This window comes from Sphingosinicellaceae bacterium (assembly GCA_019285715.1).
Taxonomy (GTDB): domain Bacteria; phylum Pseudomonadota; class Alphaproteobacteria; order Sphingomonadales; family Sphingomonadaceae; genus Glacieibacterium.
In genome coordinates this window covers 3,839,729-3,865,597 of record CP079108.1, presented here as the reverse complement: position 1 = coordinate 3,865,597, position 25,869 = coordinate 3,839,729, and the positions used below count along the sequence as shown (strand labels likewise).

The 25,869-nt window shown below is 67.4% G+C and carries 20 protein-coding genes, 1 tRNA gene and 1 pseudogene; 16 read left to right on the top strand and 6 right to left on the bottom strand.

Features of this window, described 5'->3' with window-relative positions; all coding sequences use genetic code 11:
• Nucleotides 1-10: 10 nt before the first annotated feature.
• On the top strand, nt 11-1,039 hold the full coding sequence (gene glpX, locus KX816_17755) for a class II fructose-bisphosphatase (protein ID QXQ06018.1): 1,029 nt from the start codon (nt 11-13) through the stop codon (nt 1,037-1,039).
• Here glpX and KX816_17750 read toward each other — a convergent pair.
• Nucleotides 1,036-1,968 carry an alpha/beta hydrolase gene (locus KX816_17750; protein ID QXQ06017.1) on the bottom strand — a complete coding sequence of 311 codons (933 nt, stop codon included), beginning with the start codon at nt 1,966-1,968 and terminating at the stop codon, nt 1,036-1,038. The genes glpX and KX816_17750 overlap by 4 nt on opposite strands.
• The gene (locus KX816_17745; protein QXQ06016.1) at nt 1,965-3,344 is read right to left on the bottom strand and encodes a DUF1254 domain-containing protein; all 1,380 of its coding nucleotides are present in this window, start codon (nt 3,342-3,344) and stop codon (nt 1,965-1,967) included. The genes KX816_17750 and KX816_17745 overlap by 4 nt, the downstream gene beginning before the upstream one ends.
• A gap of 110 nt (nt 3,345-3,454) precedes the next feature.
• Between KX816_17745 and KX816_17740 the strand changes: the two genes are divergently transcribed.
• Both KX816_17740 and KX816_17735 read left to right on the top strand, forming a co-directional pair.
• A complete protein-coding gene (locus KX816_17740; GenBank protein QXQ06015.1) occupies nt 3,455-4,630 on the top strand; it encodes an acetyl-CoA C-acetyltransferase in 1,176 nt (391 codons plus the stop codon).
• Nucleotides 4,631-4,767: 137 nt separating this feature from the next.
• Complete coding sequence (locus KX816_17735) at nt 4,768-5,670, top strand: crotonase/enoyl-CoA hydratase family protein (protein QXQ06014.1); 903 nt, start codon at nt 4,768-4,770, stop codon at nt 5,668-5,670.
• 22 nt (nt 5,671-5,692) lie between these two features.
• Here KX816_17735 and KX816_17730 read toward each other — a convergent pair whose 3' ends face one another.
• Nucleotides 5,693-6,325 carry an RNA pseudouridine synthase gene (locus KX816_17730; protein ID QXQ06013.1) on the bottom strand — a complete coding sequence of 211 codons (633 nt, stop codon included), beginning with the start codon at nt 6,323-6,325 and terminating at the stop codon, nt 5,693-5,695.
• An 88-nt stretch (nt 6,326-6,413) separates the two neighbouring features.
• On the opposite strand from KX816_17730, the pseudogene KX816_17725 reads away from it, so the two are divergent.
• The 3 genes and pseudogenes from KX816_17725 (at nt 6,414) to KX816_17715 (ending at nt 8,795) form a co-directional block, all read left to right on the top strand.
• Nucleotides 6,414-6,887, top strand: a pseudogene (locus tag KX816_17725) (flagellin protein FlaA).
• Between the two features lie 960 nt (nt 6,888-7,847).
• Nucleotides 7,848-8,606, top strand: a complete 759-nt coding sequence (locus tag KX816_17720) for a hypothetical protein (protein QXQ08654.1) — start codon at nt 7,848-7,850, stop codon at nt 8,604-8,606.
• Nucleotides 8,607-8,704: 98 nt separating this feature from the next.
• Nucleotides 8,705-8,795, top strand: a tRNA-Ser gene (locus KX816_17715).
• 96 nt (nt 8,796-8,891) lie between these two features.
• Here the strand turns inward: KX816_17715 and KX816_17710 are convergent.
• Complete coding sequence (locus KX816_17710; GenBank protein QXQ06012.1) at nt 8,892-10,262, bottom strand: formimidoylglutamate deiminase; 1,371 nt, start codon at nt 10,260-10,262, stop codon at nt 8,892-8,894.
• A gap of 84 nt (nt 10,263-10,346) precedes the next feature.
• Here KX816_17710 and hutI point away from each other — a divergent pair, with 84 nt between their 5' ends.
• From hutI to hutC, 6 genes are all read left to right on the top strand, one after another.
• Nucleotides 10,347-11,546: an imidazolonepropionase gene (gene hutI / locus KX816_17705; GenBank protein QXQ08653.1), complete on the top strand. Its 1,200-nt coding sequence runs from the start codon at nt 10,347-10,349 to the stop codon at nt 11,544-11,546.
• Complete coding sequence (gene hutH / locus KX816_17700; GenBank protein ID QXQ06011.1) at nt 11,543-13,072, top strand: histidine ammonia-lyase; 1,530 nt, start codon at nt 11,543-11,545, stop codon at nt 13,070-13,072. Before hutI ends, hutH begins: the two co-directional genes overlap by 4 nt.
• Nucleotides 13,069-13,878, top strand: a complete 810-nt coding sequence (hutG, locus tag KX816_17695) for an N-formylglutamate deformylase (protein ID QXQ06010.1) — start codon at nt 13,069-13,071, stop codon at nt 13,876-13,878. Before hutH ends, hutG begins: the two co-directional genes overlap by 4 nt.
• 10 nt (nt 13,879-13,888) lie before the next feature.
• Complete coding sequence (gene hutU, locus KX816_17690; GenBank protein QXQ06009.1) at nt 13,889-15,556, top strand: urocanate hydratase; 1,668 nt, start codon at nt 13,889-13,891, stop codon at nt 15,554-15,556.
• A gap of 5 nt (nt 15,557-15,561) precedes the next feature.
• Complete coding sequence (locus KX816_17685) at nt 15,562-16,134, top strand: HutD family protein (protein QXQ06008.1); 573 nt, start codon at nt 15,562-15,564, stop codon at nt 16,132-16,134.
• Between the two features lie 171 nt (nt 16,135-16,305).
• Complete coding sequence (gene hutC / locus KX816_17680) at nt 16,306-17,037, top strand: histidine utilization repressor (protein ID QXQ06007.1); 732 nt, start codon at nt 16,306-16,308, stop codon at nt 17,035-17,037.
• A gap of 53 nt (nt 17,038-17,090) precedes the next feature.
• Here the strand turns inward: hutC and KX816_17675 are convergent, their stop codons facing one another.
• Together KX816_17675 and KX816_17670 are read right to left on the bottom strand one after the other, a co-directional pair.
• On the bottom strand, nt 17,091-18,122 hold the full coding sequence (locus tag KX816_17675) for an aminotransferase class V-fold PLP-dependent enzyme (GenBank protein ID QXQ06006.1): 1,032 nt from the start codon (nt 18,120-18,122) through the stop codon (nt 17,091-17,093).
• Nucleotides 18,123-18,226: 104 nt separating this feature from the next.
• Nucleotides 18,227-19,291 carry an ornithine cyclodeaminase family protein gene (locus KX816_17670; GenBank protein ID QXQ06005.1) on the bottom strand — a complete coding sequence of 355 codons (1,065 nt, stop codon included), beginning with the start codon at nt 19,289-19,291 and terminating at the stop codon, nt 18,227-18,229.
• 185 nt (nt 19,292-19,476) lie between these two features.
• On the opposite strand from KX816_17670, the gene KX816_17665 reads away from it, so the two are divergent.
• From KX816_17665 to KX816_17650, 4 genes are all read left to right on the top strand, one after another.
• Nucleotides 19,477-21,495, top strand: coding sequence for an alpha/beta fold hydrolase (locus tag KX816_17665; protein QXQ06004.1), 2,019 nt, complete (start codon nt 19,477-19,479; stop codon nt 21,493-21,495).
• Between the two features lie 103 nt (nt 21,496-21,598).
• Entirely contained in the window at nt 21,599-22,825 is a 1,227-nt protein-coding gene (locus KX816_17660; GenBank protein ID QXQ06003.1) for an FAD-binding oxidoreductase, read from the top strand.
• Nucleotides 22,826-22,869: 44 nt separating this feature from the next.
• Nucleotides 22,870-23,307: a RidA family protein gene (locus KX816_17655; protein ID QXQ06002.1), complete on the top strand. Its 438-nt coding sequence runs from the start codon at nt 22,870-22,872 to the stop codon at nt 23,305-23,307.
• 11 nt (nt 23,308-23,318) lie between these two features.
• A complete protein-coding gene (locus KX816_17650; protein QXQ06001.1) occupies nt 23,319-25,835 on the top strand; it encodes a TonB-dependent receptor in 2,517 nt (838 codons plus the stop codon).
• Nucleotides 25,836-25,869 lie beyond the last annotated feature (34 nt).

Sequence of the window (25,869 nt, the reverse complement as noted above, 5' to 3'; positions counted from 1 at the left end):
CGGAGTCCAAATGCCCACCAGCCCAGTCTCTGCCCGCCCCGCTCCCGCCAGCGCGGTCCTCGACCGCGTGCTCGTCCTCGAGATGGTCCGCGTCACCGAGTATGCGGCGATCGCCGCCTCCAAGCAGATCGGGCGCGGCGACGAGCATGCCGCCGATGCCGCGGCCGTCGAAGCGATGCGCGATGCGCTCAACATGCTCGATTTCGACGGCACCATCGTCATCGGCGAGGGCGAGCGCGACGAGGCCCCGATGCTGTTCATCGGCGAGAAGGTCGGCCGCGGCTACCGGGACAACGGGGTCGGCAGCGGCCCCAAGATCGACATCGCCCTCGACCCGCTCGAGGGCACGACGATCACCGCCAAGGCCGGCCCCAACGCGCTCGCGGTGCTGGCGATCGCCGAGGAGGGCGGGCTGCTCAATGCGCCAGACACCTACATGGACAAGATCGCGATCGGGCCAGGCTACCCGGAGGGCACGATCGACCTGCGCGAATCGACGACCTGGAACGTCGAGTCGCTGGCCCGCGCCAAGGGCGTCCAGGCGAGCGACATCATCGCCTGCGTCCTCGACCGGCCGCGCCACGACGCGCTGATCGCCGAACTCCGTGCGCTCGGCTGCGGCATCATGCTGATCCCCGACGGCGACGTCGCCGGCATCATCGCGACGACCGATCCTGACACCGGCATCGACCTGTACATCGGCAGTGGCGGTGCGCCGGAGGGTGTGCTCGCGGCGGCGGCGCTGCGTTGCGTCGGCGGCCAGATGCAGGGCCGGCTGGTGTTCCGGAACGAGGACGAGCGCGGTCGCGCGCGCCGTTGGGGCATCACCGACCTCGAGCGCATCTACAAGCTCGAGGACCTCGCGCAGGGCGACGTGATCTTCGCCGCGACCGGCGTCACCGATGGCTCGCTGCTGCAGGGCGTGCGGCGCAAGCGCGACGGGACCATCACCACCGAGAGCATCGTCATGCGCGCCTCGTCGGGCACTGTCCGCCGGGTGCTGGGCACGCGCCGCAGCGAGCCGAAGAAGAGCGCCTAGGGCCAGCGCGCGAACAGGCCCCTGAGCGCCGTCACCAGCGCCAGCGGCTGGTCGATCATGACATGATGCTCGGCATCCGGGATGCCGATCGCAGGCGAACCGGCGGGAAGCGCCTCGCGCATCGAGGCGACACGGTCGGGCGGCATGAGCATCGACTGCTCACCCCAGATCAGCCCGACCGGGCAGCCGGGATGGTTGAGCAGCGACCGCGCTTCGCCGATCTCGAAGCGCGACCACAGGAATGGGTCGAAGGCCCAGGTCCAGCCGCCCGGCACCTCGATCAACGAACCCCGCGCGATATAGTCGGCGATGAACAGGTTCTCGCAGCCCTGCGGTGGCGCGAGGCGGAAGCGGGCCAGCGCATCGGCGAGCGTCGGGTAGATCTTGTGCGGGCGCAGCGTCGCATTGGGTGGACGCCCGCCCTCCTCGCCGACACCGCGGAAGGGCGTGTCGACGATCACCGCGGCGCGCATCTCCGCGCCACGGGTGGCCGCTGCGGCCATCATCGGGAAGCCGCCGAAGCTGTGCGAGACGATCAGTGGCGGGCCGGCATCGCTGGCCCCGGTGGCAGCAGCGACCGCGAAGATTTCCGCGATGAAGCTCTCGACGGTGTAGACCTCGCGGTGGTCGGAGCCGCCCATGCCTGACCATGACAGCGCGGCGACGCGGTAGTCGGCGGCGAAGAACGGCGCGATGAAGCTCCACCAGCGCGCGTGCGCGCCGTTGCCGTGAAGGAACAATAGCCCGGGTTTGCCGCGCTCGCCCCACGCCAGCGTCTCGATCCCGGCCCCCTCGACCATGACGCGCCCGACCTCGGGCGCGTCGGCGAGCGCGGCGTCGAACCATGCGGGGGCAGGCGGCCGCTCGCCGTGAAGGTGCGCGAGCGGGGCGCGGTTCTCGGGCTCGGTGGTTGGGGCAGCAGTGCTCAAGGCACGACCTCGCTGGCTGTGACAGGGGGCAGGCGGAACGTCCCGTCGAGCAATTCGACGCGGGGCAGGTAGGCGCGCCAGACGAGGCGGAACGGCCCCGGCGGCGCGGGCAGCCAGTTGACGACGCGCTCGCCGCTCGGCCTGGCGGCCTGGACGAAGATGTCGAGGCCGCCGTCGCGCTCGTAGTGCAGCGACTTCGCCGCCGACCGCACGGCGAAGCGGTCGAGCGGATTGGGCACGAAGAACAGCCGCCCGTCCTTGTCGATCTGGTACATCGTCAGCGACCAGAACGCCCCGACCGGGGGACGCGGCGGAATGTGGACGGTGTAGGCGCTTGCTCCAGTAAGCGGCTTGCCGTCGGCGTCGGTATTGGCGCTGAGGTACACCGCCTCCTGCCGCGGCAGCGCACCGAGGCCGCCGACCGCGACCGCGGCGCGGCCCGCGTCGTCATCGCCGAAGTTGCCGATGCCTGGGCCTGGGTAGCTCCAGCCGTCGGCAACCGTGCCGACCTTGGCGAAGCCGGCCTTGAGTTCGTTGCGGAAAATCGGGATCGCGGTCGCACAGAGATTCTGCGTCTCGGCAGGCAACTCGGCGTAGGGCGCAAGGCCTTCGACGCGCGGTGTCACTCCGGAACGTGCCAGTGCCTCGCCGACGACCGCGAGGAAGGTCTTGGCATCGGGGGTCGGCGTCGGAGCGATGGTGGCCGGCACGGCCTCGCCGCCGCCTTCCAGCTTGAAGCCGTCGATCGCCTCGCCCGCCGCGGCGATGTCCTCTGGTCCCGCGACGTAGACACGGACCAGCAGCCAGGCGTCGTTGGTGTCGGAGCGCAGCAGCGTCGTGCCCTCGGGAGCCCTCCCGGTGAAGCCCGGCCCGGCGATGGTGAAGCGTCCGGTGCCCCCGGTTCGCGTCCCGACGACCGCGACATTGTCGGTGAAGATGTTCATCAGCGCGGCGGAATTGTACCGCCCCGGCAGGTCGGGGACGGTCAGCGTCACCGGCCCGTTCTTCAGGTCGAGCCAGGCGCTGGCATACAGCGTGTCGTTGTTCGGCGTCGTCACCTCGCGGGTCGTCGCGTCCGCCAGGGTCTTGCGCGCGAACAGCCGGTTGACCCCGCTCAGACCGAAGGCCTGCGCCTTGGCGACGGTGCCGGCACGGGTCCGCATCATCTCGTAGACCGGGAAGGCGTACTGGAAGGCAGCGCGAAGCTGCGTCACCTGGGGGGTGTCGGGCAGGGTCGCCGGCCTCGCCGGGTGCGGTGCAGCCTTGCGGGCGGCGTGCGCCGGATGCGCGGCGCGCTTGACCGGCGCCCCCGCTGCCATGGTCGCCGCACTACTTACAAACGCCAGCAAAACCACGCCGGCCACCGCCCTGTTCATTCGGATTCTCGCTTCATCGCTCGCCCGCTTTAGTGATAGTCGACCATGGCGAGGGTTGCCGTAAACGTAAAGCACAGTGCACAATTGACCGCCATCTTGGGAGAATCCCCGTGTCCGAAGCCTATATCGTAGCTGCCGCGCGTACAGCGGGGGGGCGCCGCGGCGGCCGCCTGACCGGGTGGCATCCGGCCGACCTCGCGGCCCAGGTGCTCGACTCGCTCGTCGATCGCGCCGGTGCCGACCCCAAGATGGTCGAGGACGTCATCATGGGCTGCGTCAGCCAGTTCGCCCAGCAGTCGGGCAACATCGCCCGCAACGCCGTGATGTCGTCGAAGCTGCCCGAGACGGTTCCGGGCACGTCGGTCGACCGCCAGTGCGGCAGCAGCCAGCAGGCCCTGCACTTCGCCGCCGCCACCGTGATGAGCGGCCAGATGGACTGCGTCATCGCCGCCGGGGTCGAGTCGATGACCCGCGTGCCGATGGCTGCGGGCGCCAAGGCGGCGCACGAGGCCGGCCTCGGCAGCCCCTACGCCAGCGTCGGCATCAAGGCGCGCTATCCGGGCGTCCAGTTCAGCCAGTTCACCGGCGCCGAGATGATCGCCAAGAAGTATAACCTGTCGAAGGACGACCTCGACGGCTTCGGCTTCGAAAGCCAGCGCCGCGGCGCCGCCGCCAGCAAGGCCGACGCCTTCAAGGACGAGATCGTGCCCATCGAGGTCGAGCTGCCCGACGGCACCCGCGAGCTGCACCTGATCGACGAGGGCATCCGCTTCGACGCCAGCCTCGAGGCGATCCGCGGCGTCAAGCTGATCCAGGAAGGCGGCCGCCTGACCGCGGCGACGTCCTCGCAGATCTGTGACGGCGCCTCTGGCGTGATGGTCGTCAACGAGCGCGGCCTGAAGGCGCTCGGCGTCCAGCCGCTGGCCCGTATTCACCACATGACCGTCATCGCCGAGGATCCGGTGATCATGCTCGAAGCGCCGATCGGGGCGACCCGGCGCGCGCTCGAGCGGTCTGGCATCAAGCTGAGCGATATCGACCTGTTCGAGGTCAACGAGGCCTTTGCCAGCGTGCCGATGGCCTGGCTCCAGACACTCGGTGCCGATCCGGCGAAGCTCAACGTCAACGGCGGCGCGATCGCGCTCGGCCACCCGCTCGGCGCCTCGGGAACCAAGTTGATGGCGACGCTCGTCCATGCCCTGCGGGCGCGCGGCAAGCGCTGGGGCCTGCAGACCATGTGCGAGGGTGGCGGGCTCGCGAACGTCACGATCATCGAGGCGCTTTAATTCCCCTCCCCCCTTGAGGGGGAGGGACAGGTCGCGTCTTCGCGACCAGGGAGAGGGGTTGAGCCCCGACCCCTCACCCTGGCGGCTATGCCGCCGGTCCCTCCCCCTCAAGGGGGAAGGGGAGCAAGGAGGACACAATGGCCTACACCCAGATCCGCTACGAGGTTACAGAGGGCATCGCGACGATCACCCTCAATCGCCCGGAGAAGCTCAACGCCTTCACCGCGACGATGATGCACGAGTTGATCGCCGCCTTCGACGAGGTCGATGCCGATGACGACGTCCGCGCCGTCGTCGTCACCGGCGAGGGCCGCGCCTTCTGTGCGGGTGCCGACCTGAGCCAGGGCGCGGCGACTTTCGACTACGACAAGCGCACCGACGGCCACCGTGAAGGCTCGCCGGTCCGCGAGGACGGCAGCATCGACTACACCCACGATGCGGTCCGCGACGGCGGCGGGCGCGTCACGCTGCGTATCTTCGAATGCCTGAAGCCGGTCATCGGCGCGATCAACGGCCCTGCGGTCGGCATCGGCGTCACCATGCAGCTGGCGATGGACATCCGCATCGCCAGTGAGAGCGCGCGCTTCGGCTTCGTCTTCGCGCGCCGGGGCATCGTCCCCGAAGCGGCCTCGTCGTGGTTCCTGCCACGTATCGTCGGCATCGCGCAGGCGCTGGAATGGTGTTTCTCGGGGCGGGTGTTCCCGGCCGCCGAGGCGCTCGCCGGCGGCCTCGTCAGCCACGTCGTCCCGGATGACGAACTGCTCGACGCCGCCTACGCGCTGGCGGACGAGATCGCCGCGAACACGGCGGCGGTCTCGGTCGCGATGACCCGCCAGATGATGTGGCGGATGCTCGGCGCCGCCTCACCGATGGACGCGCACAAGCTCGACAGCCGCGCGATCTACAGCCGCGGCCGCTCGGGCGACGCCAAGGAGGGGGTGATGTCGTTCATCGAGAAGCGCCCGGCGCTGTTCCCGGACAAGGTATCCGACGCCATGCCTGACTTCTTCCCGTGGTGGGACGAGCAGAAGTACGGGTGAGTTAAATCCTCCCCTTCGAGGATCAGAAGACCGGCCACCCCTCCGGCGTCGGAGCCTCGACGTCCACCGGGGGCGCGTCGTCGCGGTACGGGATCAACAGCCCGCGTGCGTGCAGCCGCATGGGACCCTGTCCCGCGCCATAGACCGGGTCCCCGAGGATCGGATGGCCGAGCGTCGCGGCGTGGACCCGGACCTGGTGCGTGCGCCCGGTCTCGGGCCGGAACTCCATCAGGCTGCGCGAGCCTTCGCGGGCGAGCACGCGCCATGCCGTTGCCGCTGTCTTGCCGGTCGGGTCGACGACCATCCGCCAGCCCGCCTCGGCGCTCGAGATCTTGCGGAGCGGCGCGTCGATGCGACCCTCTTCCTCGGCGGGCGCGCCTTCGACCACCGCCCAATAGACTTTGCCGATCTGCCCGGCCGAAAACATCTGGGTCAGCTTCTTCGATGCCTTCGGGTGTCGCCCGAGCACCAGGCAGCCCGAAGTGTCGCGATCCAGCCGGTGCGCCGGCTGGGGGTTGCGGACGAAGCCTTCGCGCAGGCTCCACAGGTGATCGTCGAGACTGCGCGGCGTGCTCGGCCCGGGGTGGACCGCAAGGCCGGCGGGCTTGTCGATGACGAGCAGGTGGGCGTCGATGTGGAGGATTGGGATTTGCACCCGCCCCCACTGTGCCGAGTGGCCGAATTAAGCAATCCGCGCGCCCCGCCGTCCCTTGGCCTGCCACCCCAGCGGAGAGGGACACCCAATGACCGTCATCAACACCAACCTGTCGGCACTGACCGCCCAGACCGGCCAGCGCATGGCGCAGACCAACCTGAGCGCCGCGATGGAGCGCCTGTCGACCGGCAGCCGCATCAACTCGGCCAAGGACGACGCCGCCGGCCTCGCCATCGCCACCCGGATGACGTCGGACGTGCGCGGCCTCGGCGTCGCGATGCGCAACGCCAACGACGGCATCAGCCTCGCGCAGACTGCGGAAAGCGCGATGGGCGAAGTCACCAACATGCTTCAGCGGATGCGTGAACTCGCCGTCCAGGGCGCCAACGGCACGATCACCGGCGACGATCGGGCAGCTTTGCAGGCCGAAGTCGTGCAGCTGCGCTCCGAAATCGACAGCGTCGCCACCCGCACCAACTTCAACGGCATCAAGCTGCTCGACGGCTCGGCCAAGAACCTGCTGCTTCAGACCGGCAGCCGCGCCGGCGAGACGATCACCTTCGGCATCGGCTCGGCCCGCGCCAACGACCTCGGCACCGGCGCCACCGCCGCGCTGTCGGCAACCGGCGCGTTCGAAGGCACGGTCACCAACCTGACCGCCAACCAGGCCCTGATCGCCAGCGACCTGATCATCAACGGCGTCAACATTGGGCCGTCGTCGGCCGACGACGACAGCATCAGTTCGGGTGAAAAGGTCGCCTCCGCCGTCGCCAAAGTTGCCGCGATCAACCGCTCGGCCGTCGAGAGCGGCGTCTCCGCAGTGGTCGGCAAGACCATCATGACCGGCTCGGCGATGACCGCAGCGGCCCTGACCGGCACCGTCACCATCAACGGCAAGACCACCGTTGCCATCGCCACCACGACCAACGCCGCCGCCAACCGCGTGCTGGTCAAGGACGCGATCAACGCCATCTCGGGCCAGACCGGCGTCGTCGTGGTCGACACCGGTGACGACAATGCCGGCCTCCGCCTAGAAGCCGCCGATGGCCGCAACGTCATCGTCAGCATGACGACGCTCACCGCCGCCGCTACCGGTCTCAAGGCGGGTGCCCAGTCGGGCACCTACAGCCTGGTGTCGAACAACGGCAACCCGGTCGAGATCAGTTCGACCAGCGCCGGCAAGGTCAGCCGCTCCGGCCTGCAGATCGGCACCTACGCCCGCGGCGTCTCGGCGGTCACCACCGACTCCCGTGCCGTCGCGACGAATGCCGCAGGTGCCTCGACGCTCAATTCGGGCGACCTCAAGATCAACGGCATCAACATCCGCGCCGCCACCGCTGCGGACGACACCTATTCGGACAACCTCGCACTCTCGAGCCTGAAGGGCGGCAGCGCCATCGCGATCTCCGCCGCGATCAACTCCTCTACTGCGGCCACAGGAGTTACTGCCAAGGCCAACGCCCTGACGCTCGACGGTGCCGCCCCGACGACGGTGATCGGCACCACCGCGACGGCGACGCTGATGATCAACGGCGTCGGCATCGACATCACCCTCGATGCCACCGACACGGCGCAGGCGACACGCGAGAACGTCGCTCGTGAGATCAACAAGTACAGCGGGCTGACCGGCGTCGTCGCCACCGACAGCGGCAAGGGCGGCTTGTCGCTCACCGCCGCCGACGGGCGCAACATCGCGGTCAGCTATGACAGCGACGAGGCGGCGAGCGCGGCCAACTTCGGCCTCGGCAGCGTCACCGTTCGCGGCACCGGCACCGCCTACACCGTCACCGGCCTGACCGATCCGACCGACTATTCGGCCGACACCGTGCAGACTGCCTATGCCACCGTCTCGCTGACCGCCTCGCGCGGCATCGAGCTGGGGGCGGGGACGCTCAGCTACTCGACGGCGTCGAACTTCACCAAGCTTGGCTTCGAGGAGAACAAGTACGGCTCCGACGACGGCGGCCTGAAGATCCGCGACGTCGATGTCACCACGATCGAGGGTGCCAGCGCCGGACTGGCAGCGATCGACGAGGCGCTGCAATCCGTCAACATCGACCGCGCCAACCTCGGTGCGGTGCAGAACCGGCTCGAGGCGAGCGTCAACAACATCACCTCGAACGTCACCAACCTGACCGCCAGTCGCAGCCGGATCCAGGACGCCGACTTCGCGGCAGAAACGACCAACCTAGCCAAGGCCCAGGTCCTCAGCCAGACCGCGCAGGCGATGCTGGCGCAGGCCAACCAGAACCAGCAGCAGGTCCTGCAGCTGCTCCGCTAAATCGAAGCGACGAAGACGCGCCCGGTGGTCCCTGACCGCCGGGCGTTTTCGTCGTGCTGGCGGTATTGGAAACCCCGTGCTAACCCCCGCCGCCGAACGGAGCGGTGGCCGAGTGGTCGAAGGCGCACGCCTGGAAAGTGTGTAAGGGTCAAAAGCCCTTCGTGGGTTCGAATCCCACCCGCTCCGCCACGGATACCCGCTAGCGCCGCACGCTGAGTCCGCGGGGTGGTCGCCCAGGACCGCGACCACCCCGCTCAGACGGCATCGCTGCGCACAACTGGCGCGTCACGCCAGTAATTTTGCCAGTGCTGTGGCATAGCGCCGGACGATCGAGCCGCGGGCGACATGCCGTCCCCCCTGGACCATCTTGCAGCCCCGCCGCCATACGCAGTCGACGCCGCGATCGCCGGCAGCGAAGATCCAGCTATCGAGCAGTTTGTCCGATCCTCGCGCCTGGAAAGCAGGGCCATCGACATCGAGGCTGACAAAGTCTGCCGGCTGTCCGACGCTGATCGAGGGGTTCTCGATTCCCAGCGCGCGGCCGCCCCCCTCCAAAGCCTGGCGAAACAGATTCTCGCCGGTCGATAGCTCATCGGGTTTCGACAGGATGTTGCGCCCCCGCAGCGACAGCCGTTGGCCGTACTCAAGCAGCCGAAGCTCTTCCGAAAGATCCACCCTGACGTTGGAATCGGAGCCGATGCCAATGCGCCCGCCGGCACTGAGGAAGGCCTTTGCCGGGAATATGCCGTCGCCCAGGTTCGCCTCGGTGATCGGGCAAAGTCCGGCTACCGCCCCGCTTGCCGCGAGCCCGACCGTTTCGGCGTCCGTCATGTGCGTCGCGTGGACCAGGCACCAGCGCGCATCGATCGGTGCGTGATCCAGCAACCATTCGACCGGTCGCGCCCCGGACCAGCGCACACAATCCTCGACCTCCTGCGTCTGCTCGGCGACGTGGAGGTGGATCGGTCCGTCGGCGGCAAGCGGCATCAATGCATCGAGCTCGTCTGCAGTGACGGCGCGCAGGCTGTGAGGCGCGATGCCGACGACCGCGTCTGGCAGCGCAGCGGCGGCGGCGCGCGCCGCTTCGAGCAGCCGGGTGAAGCTGTCCAGGTCGCTGCCGAAGCGGCGCTGGCCCGTAGTGAGGGGCGTACCTCCGAAGCCGGCATGGGCATAGTAGACCGGCAGCAGCGTCAGGCCGATGCCGGTTTCCGCCGCCGCCGCGACGATTGCCCGGCTCATTTCGGCCGGATCGGCGAAGGGCACGCCGCTGGTGTCGTGGTGGAGGTAGTGGAATTCGCCGACGCGCGTGAAGCCGCTCTCCAGCATTTCGGCATAGGCCAACGCCGCGACCGCCATCAACTCGTCCGGGCCGATACGATTGACAAACCGGAACATCGTCTCTCGCCAGGTCCAGAAGTTGTCTGTGGAGACGCCGCGGGCTTCGGTGAGACCGGCCATTCCCCGTTGGAATGCGTGGCTGTGGAGATTGCCCATCCCCGGCAGGATGGCCCCGTGCAACTCGTCGCGGGGCCCAGGGGCAATGCCAGTCTCGATCGCGGTGACAATACCGCCCGACACCGTCAGGCGAACATCCTCGCGCCAGCCGGCTGGCAAGAGTATCGAGCGGGCGTGGAGGCGGGCATCGGCATGCGCCATCGAAATGCTTCCTAGAAAATTGTCAGTTATGTCTATACATTAGGTTGCGGTGCTGCCAAGTTAGCGAACCCGATGGACATTGTTATGCGCTGCGATACCCAGTGGACCAATGCTAGCTTGGCAACGATGGCCGGCGATGGCCTCGGCCTGATCAAGAACGGGACGGTCGCAGCCGTCGACGGTCGAATCCTGTATGCGGGCCCAGTCGCCGATGCGCCGGTTCTGGAACCTGATACGACAGTGAACTGCGAAGGGCGCTGGATTACGCCCGGCCTGATCGACTGCCACACACATCTGGTCCACGCGGGTAACCGCGCGCACGAATTCGAATTGCGGCTCCAGGGCGCCTCCTATGAGGAGATCGCCCGCGCGGGTGGCGGCATCATCTCGACGATGACGGCGACGCGGAGCGCAACTGAAGCCGACCTGGTGGCGAGCGCGCTGCCCCGGCTCGACGCCCTGATCGCCGAGGGCGTGACGACCGTCGAGGTGAAGTCCGGCTACGGCCTGACTCGCGACGACGAGATCAAGATGCTGCGCGCGGCGCGGCGGTTGGGCGAGGAACGGCCCGTGCGGATCGTCACGACCTTCCTCGGCGCACATGCGTTGCCGCCTGAATTTGCCGGCGATGCCGACGCCTATATCGACCATGTCTGCAACACGATGCTGCCCGCAGTCGCCGAGGCCGGGCTCGGCGACGCGGTCGACGCTTTTTGCGAGGGGATCGGCTTCACGCCGGCGCAGACCCGGCGGGTGTTCGACGCGGCAAGGGCGGCGGGGCTTCCGGTGAAGCTCCATGCGGAGCAACTCTCCAACCTTCATGGTGCGGCCTTGGCCGCCGAGGCCAGGGCGCTGTCCGCCGACCATCTCGAGCATCTCGACGATGCGGGGGTCGCGGCAATGGCCGCCGCGGGCACCGCCGCGACCTTGCTGCCCGGGGCCTATTATTTCATGCGCGAGTCCCGGCTGCCCCCGATTGCGGCGTTGCGTGCGGCGGGCGTGCCGATCGCGCTGGCGACCGACTGCAACCCCGGGACCTCGCCGCTCACCTCGCTGCTGCTAGCGCTGAACATGGGCGCGACCCTGTTCCGTCTGACCGTCGACGAGTGTCTCGCCGCGGTCACCCGCAACGCCGCTCGCGCGCTCGGCTTGCAGGATCGGATTGGCACACTCGAAGCCGGCAAGGCTTGCGACCTCGCGGTGTGGGACATCGAACGGCCCGCCGAACTCGTCTACCGCATGGGATTCAATCCGCTTCATGCCCGCGTCTGGAGTGGACAGTGACCGAGATCATCATCACCGCCGGCGCCGCGAGCCTGGCCGAGTGGCGCGCGGTCTATCGTGGCGCGACGCCGAGGCTCGACCCCGCCGCGTTGCCCGCGATCATTGCCAGCGCCGCAGCGGTGGCGCGGATCCTCGCAAGGGGCGAGCCGGTGTACGGCATCAACACTGGCTTCGGGAAACTGGCCAGCGTCCGCATCGGCGACGCGGATCTCGCCAGACTGCAGCGTAACATCGTGCTGAGCCATGCTGCCGGGACGGGCGCACCGGCACCCATCCCGGTCATCCGGCTGATGATGGCGCTCAAGCTCGCCAGCCTCGCGCAGGGTGCATCGGGTGTCAGGCCTGAGATCGTCGCTCTCCTCGAAGCCATGCTCGCAAAGGGGCTGACACCCGTTGTCCCGGCGAAAGGGTCGGTGGGTGCCAGTGGTGATCTCGCACCGCTCGCGCACATGGCCGCGACGATGATCGGTGTCGGCGATATCTTCGTCGGCGACCGGCGCTTGCCGGCCACCGAGGCACTGCGCGACGCCGGCTTGTCGACGCTCGAGCTGGGACCGAAGGAGGGGTTGGCCCTGCTCAATGGGACGCAGTTCTCTTGCGCCAATGCGCTTGCCGGACTGTTCGAGGCCGAACGGCTGTTCCAGTCGGCGCTGATCACTGGTGCACTGTCGACCGAGGCCGCGAAGGGTTCCGACACGCCGTTCGATCCCCGCATCCACGCGCTGCGCCGCCACCGCGGCCAGATCGAGACCGCCGATGCGCTGCGCCGGTTGATGGCCGGCTCGGCAATCCGGGCCAGCCACCTGGTCGACGATATCCGCGTGCAGGATCCTTATTGCCTGCGCTGCCAGCCGCAAGTCATGGGCGCCGTGATCGACCTGCTCCGGCAGGCGGCGGCGACGCTGGAGATCGAGGCCAACTGCGTTTCTGACAATCCGCTGATCTTCCCGGAGGCGGACGAGGCGCTGTCGGGCGGCAACTTCCATGCGGAGCCGGTTGCGTTCGCGGCCGACATGATCGCACTCGCGATCTGCGAGATCGGCTCGATCGCCGAGCGGCGCGTCGCGATGCTGGTCGATCCCGCGCAGTCGGGCCTGCCGGCTTTCCTGACGCCGAAGCCGGGCCTCAACTCGGGTTTCATGATCCCGCAAGTGACGGCGGCGGCGCTGGTGTCCGAGAACAAGCAACGCGCCACCCCCGCCAGCGTCGATTCGATTCCGACTTCCGCGAACCAGGAAGACCATGTCTCGATGGCCGCGCACGGTGCCCGTCGGCTACTGGAAATGGCCGAGAATGCGACAGCGGTGATCGGCATCGAGCTGCTCGCGGCGGTGCAGGGTTGCGACTTTCACGCGCCGCTTGCCTCGAGCGTTGCACTGCAGGCGGCGCGGGCGCGGCTGCGACGTGTGGTCCCCACCCTGGAGGACGACCGGCATTTCCATCCCGACCTGGAGGCGGCCAACGCGATCGTTCGCGACGGCGCGCTTATCGAGGCGGTGGGGCTCGACCTGCCGGGGTTGGCGTGAACGCGTTCCTGGAAATTCACCGCGGCACGGCCCCCCTGGTCGTTGTCTTTCCCCATACGGGTACCGAGCTGCCGTCCGAGCTGGACAACGCTTTCGTCTCCCCGTGGCTGGCGCGCAAGGACACCGACTGGTGGATCGATCGTGTTTATGGCTTCGCGCATGAGCTCGGGGCGACGACCGTCCGCACCCGGCTGTCGCGGAGCGTAATCGACTGCAACCGCGATCCTTCCGGCGCTTCTCTCTACCCCGGCCAGACGACGACCGGCCTATGCCCGGTGGAAAGCTTCGACGGAGAACCGCTGTACGCCGGCATGACGCCGAGCCAGGCCGAGATCGAGCGCCGCCGGGCCGCCTACTTCGATCCCTATCATGCTGCCTTGTCGGAGGAGCTGCACCGGCTGCGTGCGCACCACCCCAAGGTCGTGCTGTACGATGCCCATTCGATCCGTAGTCACGTCCCACGCCTGTTCGACGGCGAGCTGTCGCAGTTCAACATCGGCACCAACAGCGGCGCCGCGTGTGCGCTCGCGCTCGCCGATGCGGTCCAGTCGATCTGCACAGCGAGCGGCCACAGCGTCGTTCGCGATGGCCGCTTCAAGGGTGGCTGGACGACGCGTCACTACGGCTGTCCGGAACAGGGGGTCCACGCGATCCAGATGGAACTCGCGATCCGCGGGTATCACCGGGAGCCGGTCGTGCCGGGGCCAGACAACTGGCCGGGCGAATTCGATCCGGGTTTTGCCGCGCCCTTGGCGGCGACGCTCTCCGATATCCTGAAGGCCTGCCTCGCCTTTGCCGATCGCTGAAAGGACCTCCATGACCCGCCTTGACGGCAGCCGCATCATCAGACCCGCGACCGGTACCGTCCTGTCGGCGAAAAGCTGGCTGACCGAGGCGCCGCTGCGGATGCTGATGAACAACCTGCACCCCGACGTCGCCGAGCGGCCCGAGGAGCTGGTCGTCTACGGCGGCATCGGGCGCGCAGCGCGCGACTGGGAAAGCTACGACAAGATCGTCGAGACGCTGCGACGCCTGGAGGACGACGAGACGCTGCTCGTCCAGTCCGGCAAGCCGGTCGGCGTCTTCAAGACCCATGTCGACGCGCCGCGCGTGCTGATCGCCAACTCCAACCTCGTGCCCAAATGGGCGACGTGGGAGCATTTCGACGAGCTCGATCGCAAGGGCCTGGCGATGTACGGCCAGATGACTGCGGGTTCGTGGATCTACATCGGCACGCAGGGCATCGTGCAGGGCACCTACGAGACCTTCGTCGAGATGGGCCGGCAGCACTATGGCGGCGACCTTGGCGGCCGCTGGCTGTTGACCGCGGGGCTTGGCGGCATGGGCGGGGCGCAGCCGCTTGCTGCGGTCATGGCCGGCGCCTCGTGCCTCGCGATCGAGTGCCAGCAGAGCCGGATCGAGATGCGCATGCGCACCGGCTATCTCGACCGGAGCGCCACCACGATCGACGAGGCTCTTGCGATCCTCGACGAGGCCAGGGTCGGGGGCAAACCCGTGTCGGTCGGGCTGCTGGGCAACGCTGCCGAGCTGCTGCCGGGAATGTTCGCGCGTGGCATCCGACCGGACCTGCTGACCGACCAGACAAGCGCGCACGATCCGGTCAACGGCTATCTGCCCGCCGGCTGGAGCGTCGAGCGCTGGATCGCCTCGCGCGAGCAGCACCCGGCGGGGGTCGCGGCGGCGGCAAAGGCATCGATGGCCGTGCATGTGCAGGCGATGCTCGATTTCCAGGCGGCCGGCGTGCCGACGGTCGACTATGGCAACAACATCCGCCAGGTCGCCAAGGACGCCGGCGTCACGAACGCCTTCGACTTCCCGGGGTTCGTCCCCGCCTATATCCGCCCGCTGTTCTGCCGGGGCATCGGCCCCTTCCGGTGGGTCGCGCTGTCCGGCGACCCGGAGGACATCTACAAGACCGATGCGAAGGTAAAGGAACTGCTGCCCGACGACACCAACCTGCACCGCTGGCTCGACATGGCGCGCGACAAGATCCGGTTCCAGGGCCTCCCGGCGCGCATCTGCTGGGTCGGTCTCGGAGATCGCCATCGACTTGGCCTGGCGTTCAACGCAATGGTCGCGTCGGGGGAACTGCAGGCCCCGATCGTGATCGGTCGCGACCATCTCGACAGCGGGTCGGTCGCCTCGCCCAATCGTGAGACCGAGGCGATGAAGGACGGCAGCGACGCGGTGTCGGACTGGCCGCTGCTCAACGCGTTGTTGAATACCGCCAGCGGCGCGACCTGGGTGTCACTCCATCATGGCGGCGGCGTCGGCATGGGTTATTCCCAACACAGCGGCATGGTGATCGTCGCCGATGGCACGCCGGACGCGGCAAAGCGGATCGCGCGCGTGCTATGGAACGACCCGGCCACCGGCGTCATGCGCCATGCGGATGCCGGCTATGAGCTCGCGGTCGACTGTGCGCGCGAGCGCGGACTGGATTTGCCGGGCATAACCCGGTGAGCCGGATGCACCTGCTGCCTGCTGCCGACCGGTTGGTGCAGCCCTGGAAGAACGGCGGCGGCACGACCAGCGAGGTCGCGGCCTCGCCCCCTGGGGTCGGGCTCGAGGCTTTCGACTGGCGGATCAGCATGGCGTCGGTCGCCACGCCCGGCCGCTTCTCGTATTTCGATGGTGTCGACCGAACCCTCGCCGTGATCGAGGGGCGGCTCGGACTTGCGTTCGATAGTCAGGCCGAATTGGTCGAACTGACTGCAGCCAGCCGCCCGTACGCATTCCCGGGAGACATCGGCTGTTTCGGCGCGCCCGTGGGCGGCGAGGTCATCGACCTCAATCTGATGGTGCGCCGCGGCCGCTGGACGGGGACGATCGAACGGCTCGCATCGCCCGAGCGGGTCTCGATCGCACCCGCAGCGCGGTCAACGATCATCCTTTTCCGTGGCGAGGGACGCGTGCGATGGCGCTCGGAAACGGTTTTGCTGAAGCCCTGGGATGCCGTTCGTCTCGACGACGCTGCCGACGAGCCCATCGCGCTGGCAGTCATCGGCGACACCTATGTGATCAGTCTTTCTATCAGGTGAGATGAAGCGCAACCGTAGCTGGATAAGCCGGTTATGTGAGCGACCACTGATTGAGAGTTGCTCTACGTTGCAGCGAACGTCGGCAAGATTGTCCGTTATCTTTGGTCCTCATGATGGGTCATCGGCCAAGATGGCGTGATCGGAAGAACAGGATCGGGCGTGACTCGAACGATGAAAAAAGCTCAGAAAATCCATGGTGCACGCGAAATTCTCTCGCTGCACGACCGTATTCGCCAGGATATCGAGACGAATGTGATGTCGGGGACATGGGTGCCCGGCCATCGGATTCCGTACGAGCACGAGTTGATGATTGAGTACGACTGCTCCCGGATGACGATCAACAAGGCACTCGGTACCCTTGTCGAACGCGGCCTGATCGAGCGGCGCAAGCGCGCCGGCTCCTTTGTGTCAGCGCCCAAAGTCCATCGCGCCTCATTCGACCTTCCCGACCTGCGCTCCCAGATTACCGGTGAGGGAAAGAAATACGAGTTCGACCTGACCAGTCGCACCGTCCGCGAGGCGAACGCGAGCGACCGGTCACACCTCGATATCGCCGATGGTGAGGTGCTCGCGCTCAAGTGCACCCACTTTGTCGACGGCAAGCCCTATTCGCTGGAAGATCGGATCATAAACCTGAGGCTCGCTCCCGAAGCACGGAACGCGGCGTTCGACCGGGATCCGCCCAACTCATGGCTTTTTGCCCACGTCCCGTGGAGCGATGCGCGGCATCGTATCTCGGCAATCAACGCCGACCCCAAGACGGCCAGCGCGCTCGGCGTCCGCCAAGACAGCGCCTGCATGGTGGTCGAGCGCTGGACGTGGCGATCCGAGGAGAAGATTACGTACGTCCGAATTATCCACCCGGGCAGCGAGTTCAGTATCGAGGCGCACTTTCGCCCCTGAACGCTAGCTCGAGGTACCGATCCAATAGCGAAGTTGGTGCCGGCGCGCGATGATCAGTCGCCGCCGCTCGATCCGCAGGCTGTGCGGACAAAGTCCACGGCGGCATCGACATCGTCATTGTCGTTATACAGGTGGAAGGAAAAGCGCGCCCGTCCCGATCGGACCGTGGCGCTGAGATTTCCGGAGATCGACTCTACCGACCCGGCATCGACCGATATGATCGCGGAGTTGTGGGGTGGCAGGCCAAGTGCTGTGCAAAAGCGCCGGACCAGGCCGAGATTGTGCGCCTCGATCCGCGCGACACCGATCGTGGCCAGCAGGTTCAGCGACTGCGCCGCGGCGGCAATTGCGATGAAGTTGGGCACGAGGTCGAACCGGCGCGCGTCCAGCGCAGCTTCGCCGCCCGGGCCATAAGGCGCGGCATGAACGTCGAGGTTCCCGATCCAGGAGCGGTGTCCGGCCCGCAACCGGTCGAGCGCGCGTGGACTGAAACCAACGAACGCCGGGCCGTTGGGCGTCATCAGCCATTTGTAGCAAGCGCTGACGAACACGTCGCAAAGCTCGGGATCGAAGCGCAGCCATCCGCAGGCCTGCGTAACGTCGACCAGTGTCAGCGCAGCGACATCGCGCGCTGCCGAAGCGATGGCGGCGAGGTCTGCGATGCGCCCATCCGCCGACTGCACGAGGCCGAACGCGACCGCTGCATGATAAGGGCGCACCGCCTCAGCGAGGTGTTCGAGAGGAGCGAACTCCATGCGGATGCCGCGTGGGGCCTGGTGGAGGTAGGGGTAGATGTTGGAGTTATGTTCGCCTACCGGCGCGAGCACGACGGCGCCGTCCGGCAGGTTCGCCGCGATCGCGGAAAGCGTGCCGGCCGCGGTGTGCCCGACGCCGATACGCTCGTGCGACACGCCGACGAGAGCGGCAAAGGCCCGCCGGGCGACGTCCAGTCGATCGACGGCGTCCGCCCAGTTGAGGGTGCCGCTTGCCCAGGCATCGAGGACTTCGCGCGCGGCATTTACTGCGGCCGGACCGGGCAAACCTGTCAGCGCCGTGTTCAGGTAGCCACGCCGACTGGGTGTCATGAGCGCTTGCCTGGTCACCGTCGTTACCTCTCAAATGATGGGAATGGTGCCCATAGCGGCCGATTCAGGGTATCTGCTCCGGGCATCGTGCCGGGCCGTCGCCATCACAATCCTACCCATGTGCCGAGGCCCTTCGCGGCGGCGATCTCGTAGATCAGCTGCGCGGGATACAGGTCCTCCGCGGGCATTCCGAGCGATTTGAACATCGTGATCTCGTGCTCGTCGGAACGGCGGCGGAGGGTCCCGTTCAACGCCGCCCCGATCTCCCCGACGAGGTGGTCCGGATCGATCGCACCCTCCGCCAGCGCCCGCCGGTATTCGCCCGCGCTCGCCTCGGTCATCGGCCGGTAGTCGACCCAGATCGACGCGCGTACCACCGCCGCGGTGTCGACCTCCCGGTAGTCGGCGGTGCTCGACCCGACGACGTTCAGGTGCATGCCGGGCTCGAGCAGGTCCCCGGTCAGGATCGGCTCCCTGGCGGCGGTCGTCGTGCAGACGATGTCCGCGCCCGCCACCGCTTCGGCGACGGTCGACGCAGCGACCGCGTGGACTGCATGGCGGGTGCCGACGGCCTTCACGAATGCCGCGGCCTTGACCGGGTCACGGCCCCAGCAGCGGACCTCGTCGATCGGCCGGACCGTGGCGATCGCATCCACATGGCGCGTCGCCTGTTCGCCGTAGCCGAGGACGGTGAGCACCCGCGAGTCCGCGCGAGCCAGCGCGCGGGTCGCCACGGCACTGGCCGCCGCGGTGCGCGCCGCGGTGATTTCGCCGCCGTGGAGCAGGCCCACCAGCGCGCCGTCGGCAGAGTCGAACAACAGGACCGCGCCCCTGTGCGATTCGATGCTGCGGCTGAAGTTGTCGGGGAAGACCGCGATCACTTTCGCGCCGAAAAAGGCCGGCTGGCGGACAGCGCCGAACATCATCGACAAGACTCGCCCGCGCTCACTATCGTCCGGGAGTGGCAATATCTGCCTGATACCCTGGATGACTGAGCCATCGGACACGCCGCGCAAGGACTGCTCGACTGCCTCGATCCATTGGGACGGCGACAGGGCGGCGGCGATGGTCGCGGCATCGATTACCAGGAGGCGACTGCTGGCGGGCGACGCCTGCACCGCGCTTTCGGCGGCCTTCGTGCTCGGTATCGAGCCGGTCGCAGCCGACACCGCGCCTTCGCCAGGATGCGGGGAATTGGGCAAGGTCGGTACGTCCCCCGGGGCTTGTCAGCGGTCCCGCCACGCGCTGGCCGAGATATGTATAGACATTGCTACAGCCGATGTGTTTGATTGACAACAGCCTCGTTGGGAGACCCCGTTGCATGCGCCATCGGTTCCGCCACGTCCCGCTGCTGTTGCTGCTCGGCTACCCGCTGCACGCGTCGGCGGACGCACCGGCGGACCTGAACCGGCAGATCGCTTCGATCCGGGAGGTCCGGGAGATCGCCCTGTCGCCCGATGCGAAAACCGTAGCGACGGTGATTACCGATGCCACCAAGGCGGGCGGGCGGTCGCATATCTGGACCTTGTCGAAGACCGGCAGCCCGAAGCAGATCACCGGTACGGGAAACGCTAGCAGCAGCGACGAAAGCGGCCCGGTCTGGGCAGCGGACGGGCGCTCGATCCTCTATCTGCGCAAGGCCGGGGAGGGTGCCGCAGTCCAGCGGCTCGACCTCAAGGGCGGCCTCAGCGAAACCCTGACATTGACGCGGCAAGGAACCGGGGTCGCCGGGGGCTGGGGCACCGTGCCAGCCGGTAAGGCCCTTGTCGCAAAAGGCTTCGCTTCGGCAGCGTCGGGCACCGTCGCAGTCTGGGCGAGCGATCCGCCGGACGCAAAAGCGGCAGCCAAGGACGACCATCATCTTTTCGGACAGAGCGACCCGGTCCACCTTTATCTGGTCGAGGGGGCGGCACCGGTGCGCGAAATCGGGCTGCCCGGTGACGTTCGCAGCGTCACCTGGAGCAAGGACGGTCGCCGCCTGCTGGCGATCACGTCGCCGCCGTCGGATGACCTGGGTGCGACCAACCGCGTCTGGCTTGTCGAGGACGGCCGGCCAGCGCGAGAGATCGTCGGCACGGCGGACAACGTCCAGGCGATTTCGTGGCTTCCGGACGGACGTATCGCCTATGTCGCCCGCTGCGGCCGCGACGCGCCCATCGTCTGCCGCGATCTTTTCGTCCAAGCGCTGGACGGGTCGAAGCCGCGGAACCTGACCGACGGCATCGACGGATCGTTGATCAACGGCGTCGACGGCGGCTCGAAAACCGGGCCCGTCGTCACCGCGACAGGGGACATCCTGGTCACGATCGCGCGGCGCTTCGACCAGCAACTCGCGCGCATCAGACCCGCGGATGGCCGGGTCAGCTGGATCGGCGTGCCCGCGGCGGTCGTCAAAGGCATCAGCACCAACGCCGGCCAGACCGGCTTCGCATTACTCGCCGCCGAACGGGGAGGGGTGGGCGCGGTCCAGCTCGCCGATGCAGGCTTGCGCCGCTACGCCCGGCTCGCGAATCCGGAGCTGCAGCCGGCCGACTGGCAACCGCTCCATGCCCGCCGGATCGAATGGGCCAGCGACGGTCATACGATCGACGGCTTGCTCTATCTCCCCGACGGCGCGGCTGCCGGCCAGCGCGTGCCCCTGGTGGTGGACGCGCACGGCGGGCCGGCGGGCCGGTTCGAGGACGGCGACACCCCGCTCGTGCGCCTGTTGCTCGCGCAGGGCTGGGCCGTGCTGCACGTCAATCCGCGCGGCAGCTTCGGCTACGGCATCGATTTCCTGGCCGCCATCAAGGACGACCTGGGCGGCGCCGACTACCGCGACCTCATGAGCGGCGTCGATGCGGCGATTGCCCAGGCATCGCTGGACAGGGACCGGCTGGCGCTGATCGGCTATTCCTACGGCGGCACGCTGGCGAGCTTTGCGCTGGGACGCACCGACCGCTTCAAGGCGATCGTGGCGGCCGCTCCCGTCGTCGACCAGATCAGCGAATCTGGCACCGAAGGGTCGAGCTGGTACGACCGCTGGTACTTTGGCCAGCCGTGGCGGCGGCTCGAGGCGGCATGGCGCCAGAGCCCGCTTGCCGGCGTTGCGAATGCACATACGCCGCTGCTGTTGCTTCACGGCGAAAACGACGCGGTCAATCCGCTCGGCCAGTCGCACGAACTGTATCGCGCCCTGCGTCAGGAGGGGGCGCCGGTCGAACTGGTCCTGTTTCCGCGCGAAACCCATCACGAACTCGGCCAGAATTATTACGGCTACCCGAGCGTCGAACCGTATCACGGCATCGCGCTTCGCCAGCGGATCGTGGATTTCCTGCGGGCTGGTTTTTCGGGTCAGCCGCGCGCGGGCCTTGCCGTCCCGGATCGGCCCTAGCGATGCCTGCCCACCCCTGTTCGATGTTCGTCTGCTTTGATTTCCGGGAGATAGCCGTGGTGAAGATCGATCGGCACGCGGCCCCGCAGTCCGGGTCCGGATCGTGAGCGGCGGGTTGCGCATCGACCGGCGGCTGTTTCTGGGCGCCGCCGCGAGCGCTGGTCTGTCGACCATGGCTTTCGCCGCCGGGAAGGGTGCCAGGCCCCGCATCGGCATCATCGGGGGCGGCATCCTGGGAGCGGCGATCGCGATGCGGTGCGCGCAGAGCGGTGCGGACGTGACCTTGCTGGAGAAGACGGCGCCGGCGGCGGGGGCGACCTCCAAGTCGCTCGCCTGGATCAACCCGTTCATGGACGATCCGTATTACATGAGGATGCGGATCGAGGCGCAAAAGCGCTGGCAGGCGATCGACGGACCCCTCGGCATGGGTGTGGTCTGGGGCGGTTATGTCGGCTTCACCGACAAGGTCGCCGACCGTGGCCGGATGGCGATCCAGTCGAAGCATCTCGCGGAGGCCGGCTATCCGACCCGCTCACTCGACAGCGCGGCGCTCAAGCAGATTTCCCCCGATATCGACCCGGGCGCGCTGGTGGAGGCGACCTGGTCGGAACTGGGCGGCCATGTCGATGCAGTCCACGCCACCGACCGCTTCCTTGTCGTCGCGCGGGCGGCGGGTGCGCGCGTCCTGTATCCGTGCCCGGTCACGGCGATCGAGCCGGCCGCGGGCGGCGTCACCGTCGTCACGCCGCGGGGACGGCTGCGCTTCGATCAAATCCTGATCGCGACGGGTGTGGACGCGCCGGCGATGCTGGCGCCGCTTGGCTACACCCTGCCGCTGCTGCACCGGCCCGGCGCGCTGGTCCACTCGAAGCCGCTGCCGATCATGACCCGCAGAGTCTACGATGGGCCCGGGGCACTGGAATGGAAGCAGGCCGCGGACGGGACCATCGTCGGCCTCGAGGCATCGGCCCCGCCGCCGCTGGACGTCCACGCCGAGATCCGGGATCACGCGATGGCCTTCCCGCCGGGCATCGCCGAGATGCATGGCACCCGGATCCTGACCAAGCTCGCGGCCTATGTGCCCGGGCTCGCCAAGGCGGATTTCGGCTTCATGACGCTCGGGTTCCGGCCGATGCCGGTCGACGGGTTCCCGGTCGTCGGCCCGGTGCCGGGTGTCCCCGGAGTATCCGTGTGCGTGACGCACAGTGGCGTCACCCTGGCAGCGCTGTTCGGCGACTACATGGCGGACGAGCTCGTCATGGGTCGCGACGAACCGATGCTCGCGCCCTATCGGCCGTCGCGGCCGATGCAGACCCCGGCGTCCACCTGACCGCCAGTTGCGCCCTGATCCTCTCGTCCAGTCTGGAGATTTGCATGTCGAACGCCTTTCGGATCGGCCTGACGGCCCTGGCACTCGCAATCACCGTCCCGGTGGTCGCGGCCGAACCCTCGGCGCAGTATTATCCGCGGCCCGGCAAGCCGTTTTCGTCGGCCGTCCGGATCGGTGACAACGTCTACGTGGCGGGCTCGACGGGCACCGCCGCGGACGGTTCGATGCCGGCGGACTTCACCACCCAGGCAACGAACACGATGGATGTGGTCGGACGGAACCTGAAGCTGGCGGGCGCGACGATGGACGACGTCTACAAGTGCACCATCGCGCTGACCAACATGGATGACTGGGACGCTTTCAACGCCGTGTACGTGAAGTATTTCAAGCCGGGCCGGTACCCGGCGCGCATGTCGTTCGGCGTCACCAGCCTGGGCGGTGCCGCCGTCGAAGTTCAGTGCGAGGCGCACGTCGCCAGATAGGCCACCGGCGGATGCGCATGCTCATCAGGCTCCGCCGAAGTTATGTCTATACAAAACACGGAACGGGTGTCACCAATATGACAGGCGAGTCGATGCAAGCCGGCTCGGATAAGAAGCGCTTCTTGGGAGAGGTACGTCAGGCGGCCACTGGTCTGAGAAGGGGTAACAGAATGAGAACGACACTCGCCAAGCGAGCCATGATGCTGAGCCTGCTGGCAGGCATGTCGATATCCAGCAGCGGGCTGGCGCAGGAAGTTCCGTCCTCCAAGGCCGTAGAAGGGGTAACCCTGGCGAGCGACGATATCGTCGTTACTGCGCTGAAAAGGTCGCAAAGCCTGCAGGACGTCCCGGCCAGCATCAGCATCCTCTCGGGTGACCTGCTCGGGAAACTGCACGCCCAGGATTTCTCGCAGGTCGCGGATTCCGTGCCGGGCGTGGCCTTCGCGACGACGGGTGTCGGCAACTCGCAGTACATCATCCGCGGCATCGGGTCGGTCGGCGTCGCCCAGTCCCCGCTGACGGGCGTCTATCTCGATGAAACACCGTTGCAGAGCCGGGCCCTGCGCGGCGCCTCCCAGCCCGATCCCCAGCTCTACGACATTGCCCGCATCGAGATCCTGCGCGGGCCCCAGGGCGTGCTGTTCGGATCCTCGGCGATGGGCGGTCTCGTCCGCATCGTCACCAACCAGCCCGATCCGACGGGGATCGCCGCATCGGCCGAGGCGAGCGTCGCCACGATCAAGGATGGCAGCGAAAACTGGGACGTCAAAGCCATGATCAACCTGCCAATCGTGCAGGATGTCCTGGCCTTGCGGGTCGTCGGCAGCATCGTTCGGCAGGGCGGCTGGATCGACGATCTCCGTCCCACCACGGGAGATCTCTCGGAGAACCTGAACCATCCGGACGCCATCAGGAAGGACGACAACTGGTCTCGCTACAAGACCGTCCGCGCCTCGGTGCTGTGGAACGCCGCACCGACGCTGACCATCACCCCGTCGATCATTTACCAGACCGCGTACAGCAATACCGACCGAACCTTCAGCGACATCAACTTCGGCCTGCGGGCCCGGGAGAAGGCCCGCTTCGAGGACACCTACGCCAAGGACAAATTCACCATCGGATCGCTGCTGGTGAAAAACGACTTCGAGGCGCTCGGTGGATTTTCGCTGCTCTCGATGTCGTCCTACATGGACCGCAAGACGCACCTGTTCTTCGACGTAACGGCTTTCTATTCGCCGACGGTCGAGGACATCGTCGGCCCCGGGCCGGGCGGCCGGCTCTATCCGACGCCGCTGCAGGATATCTCGCACACTAGGCAGTTCACGCAGGAAATCCGCGCGGTTTCGACGAACTCGGGTCCGTTGCAGTACGTTGCCGGTGTCTTTTACCGCAACATGAAGCAGGACTTTAATCGGAATATCACGGTCGCGGATCTGTTCGGTGCGGTCGCGCCGCTGCCACTCGGGGCCAGCAACCCGCCTGTCATCCAGGACAACAACACCCGCTTCAAGGAGAGCGAAATCGCCGCGTTCGGCGAGTTCACCTACGCCTTCGCGGAACACTTCAAGGCTGCGGCGGGCGCCCGGGTCTTCAGCTACAAGCAGCGCGACACGAGCAGCAGCTATGGCCTGGGCGGGGCGGCCGGCGGCGACCTCGCTTATGCCTACTCGGAAAAGAACAAGGAAAGCGGCGTCACGCCCCGCTTCACCCTGTCCTATGAGCCCAGCCGCGCGGCTTCGTTCTATGCCAGCTTCTCGCAAGGGTTTCGCACCGGTGGCGTGAACGCTCCGATCACGGACAATGTCTGCACGGCGGCCGAACGGGAGGCGCAGGGCCTGCCCGACGACCCGGCTCCCTACAAGAGCGACAAGACGAACAACTACGAGGTCGGGGCCAAGACGCGATTCCTCGACGGCAAACTGCGATTGAACGGTGCGATTTATTCGATCCAGTGGAAGAATTTCCAGCAGGCTTTCCAGACGACGTGCGGTGCCAACAGCGAGCATTCGGTCTCGTTCATCGTGAATGCCGGCAGGGTTCGCAGCAACGGTGGCGAGCTCGAGATCCTGCTCACGCCGATCACCGGGCTCAACCTGCAGGCCGGAGCTTCCTACACCGATGCGACCTACCGAAACGCCGTGCCGCAACTGCTCCTGGATGCGGGGTCACGGGTTCTCGACGTGCCGAAGTTCAACTGGAATGCGCGCGCCGACTATTCCTTCCCGGTCAGTGCCAAGCTGACGGGCAACCTGTTTTTTGCGGCTCGGCATGTCGGCGCTACCGACAGCGGTTTCGGTGAGGGCGAGGTCTTGCGACGGCCGCACTATACGCTGCTCGACATGTCGATCGGCGTGACGACCGCCAACAACATCGCGGTGGACGTCTTCGTCAACAATATCACCGACGCCATCCCGGTCTATGGTGCCGAGTTCGCGACATCGCCGGGCAACACCACGGCGACCAGCTACTTCTCCTATCACGTCGGGCCGCCCCGGAGCATCGGTGTCCGGATCTCGAAGGTCTTCTAGCGCTTCGAAAATCTTAAGGTGCGAAGACACTTGC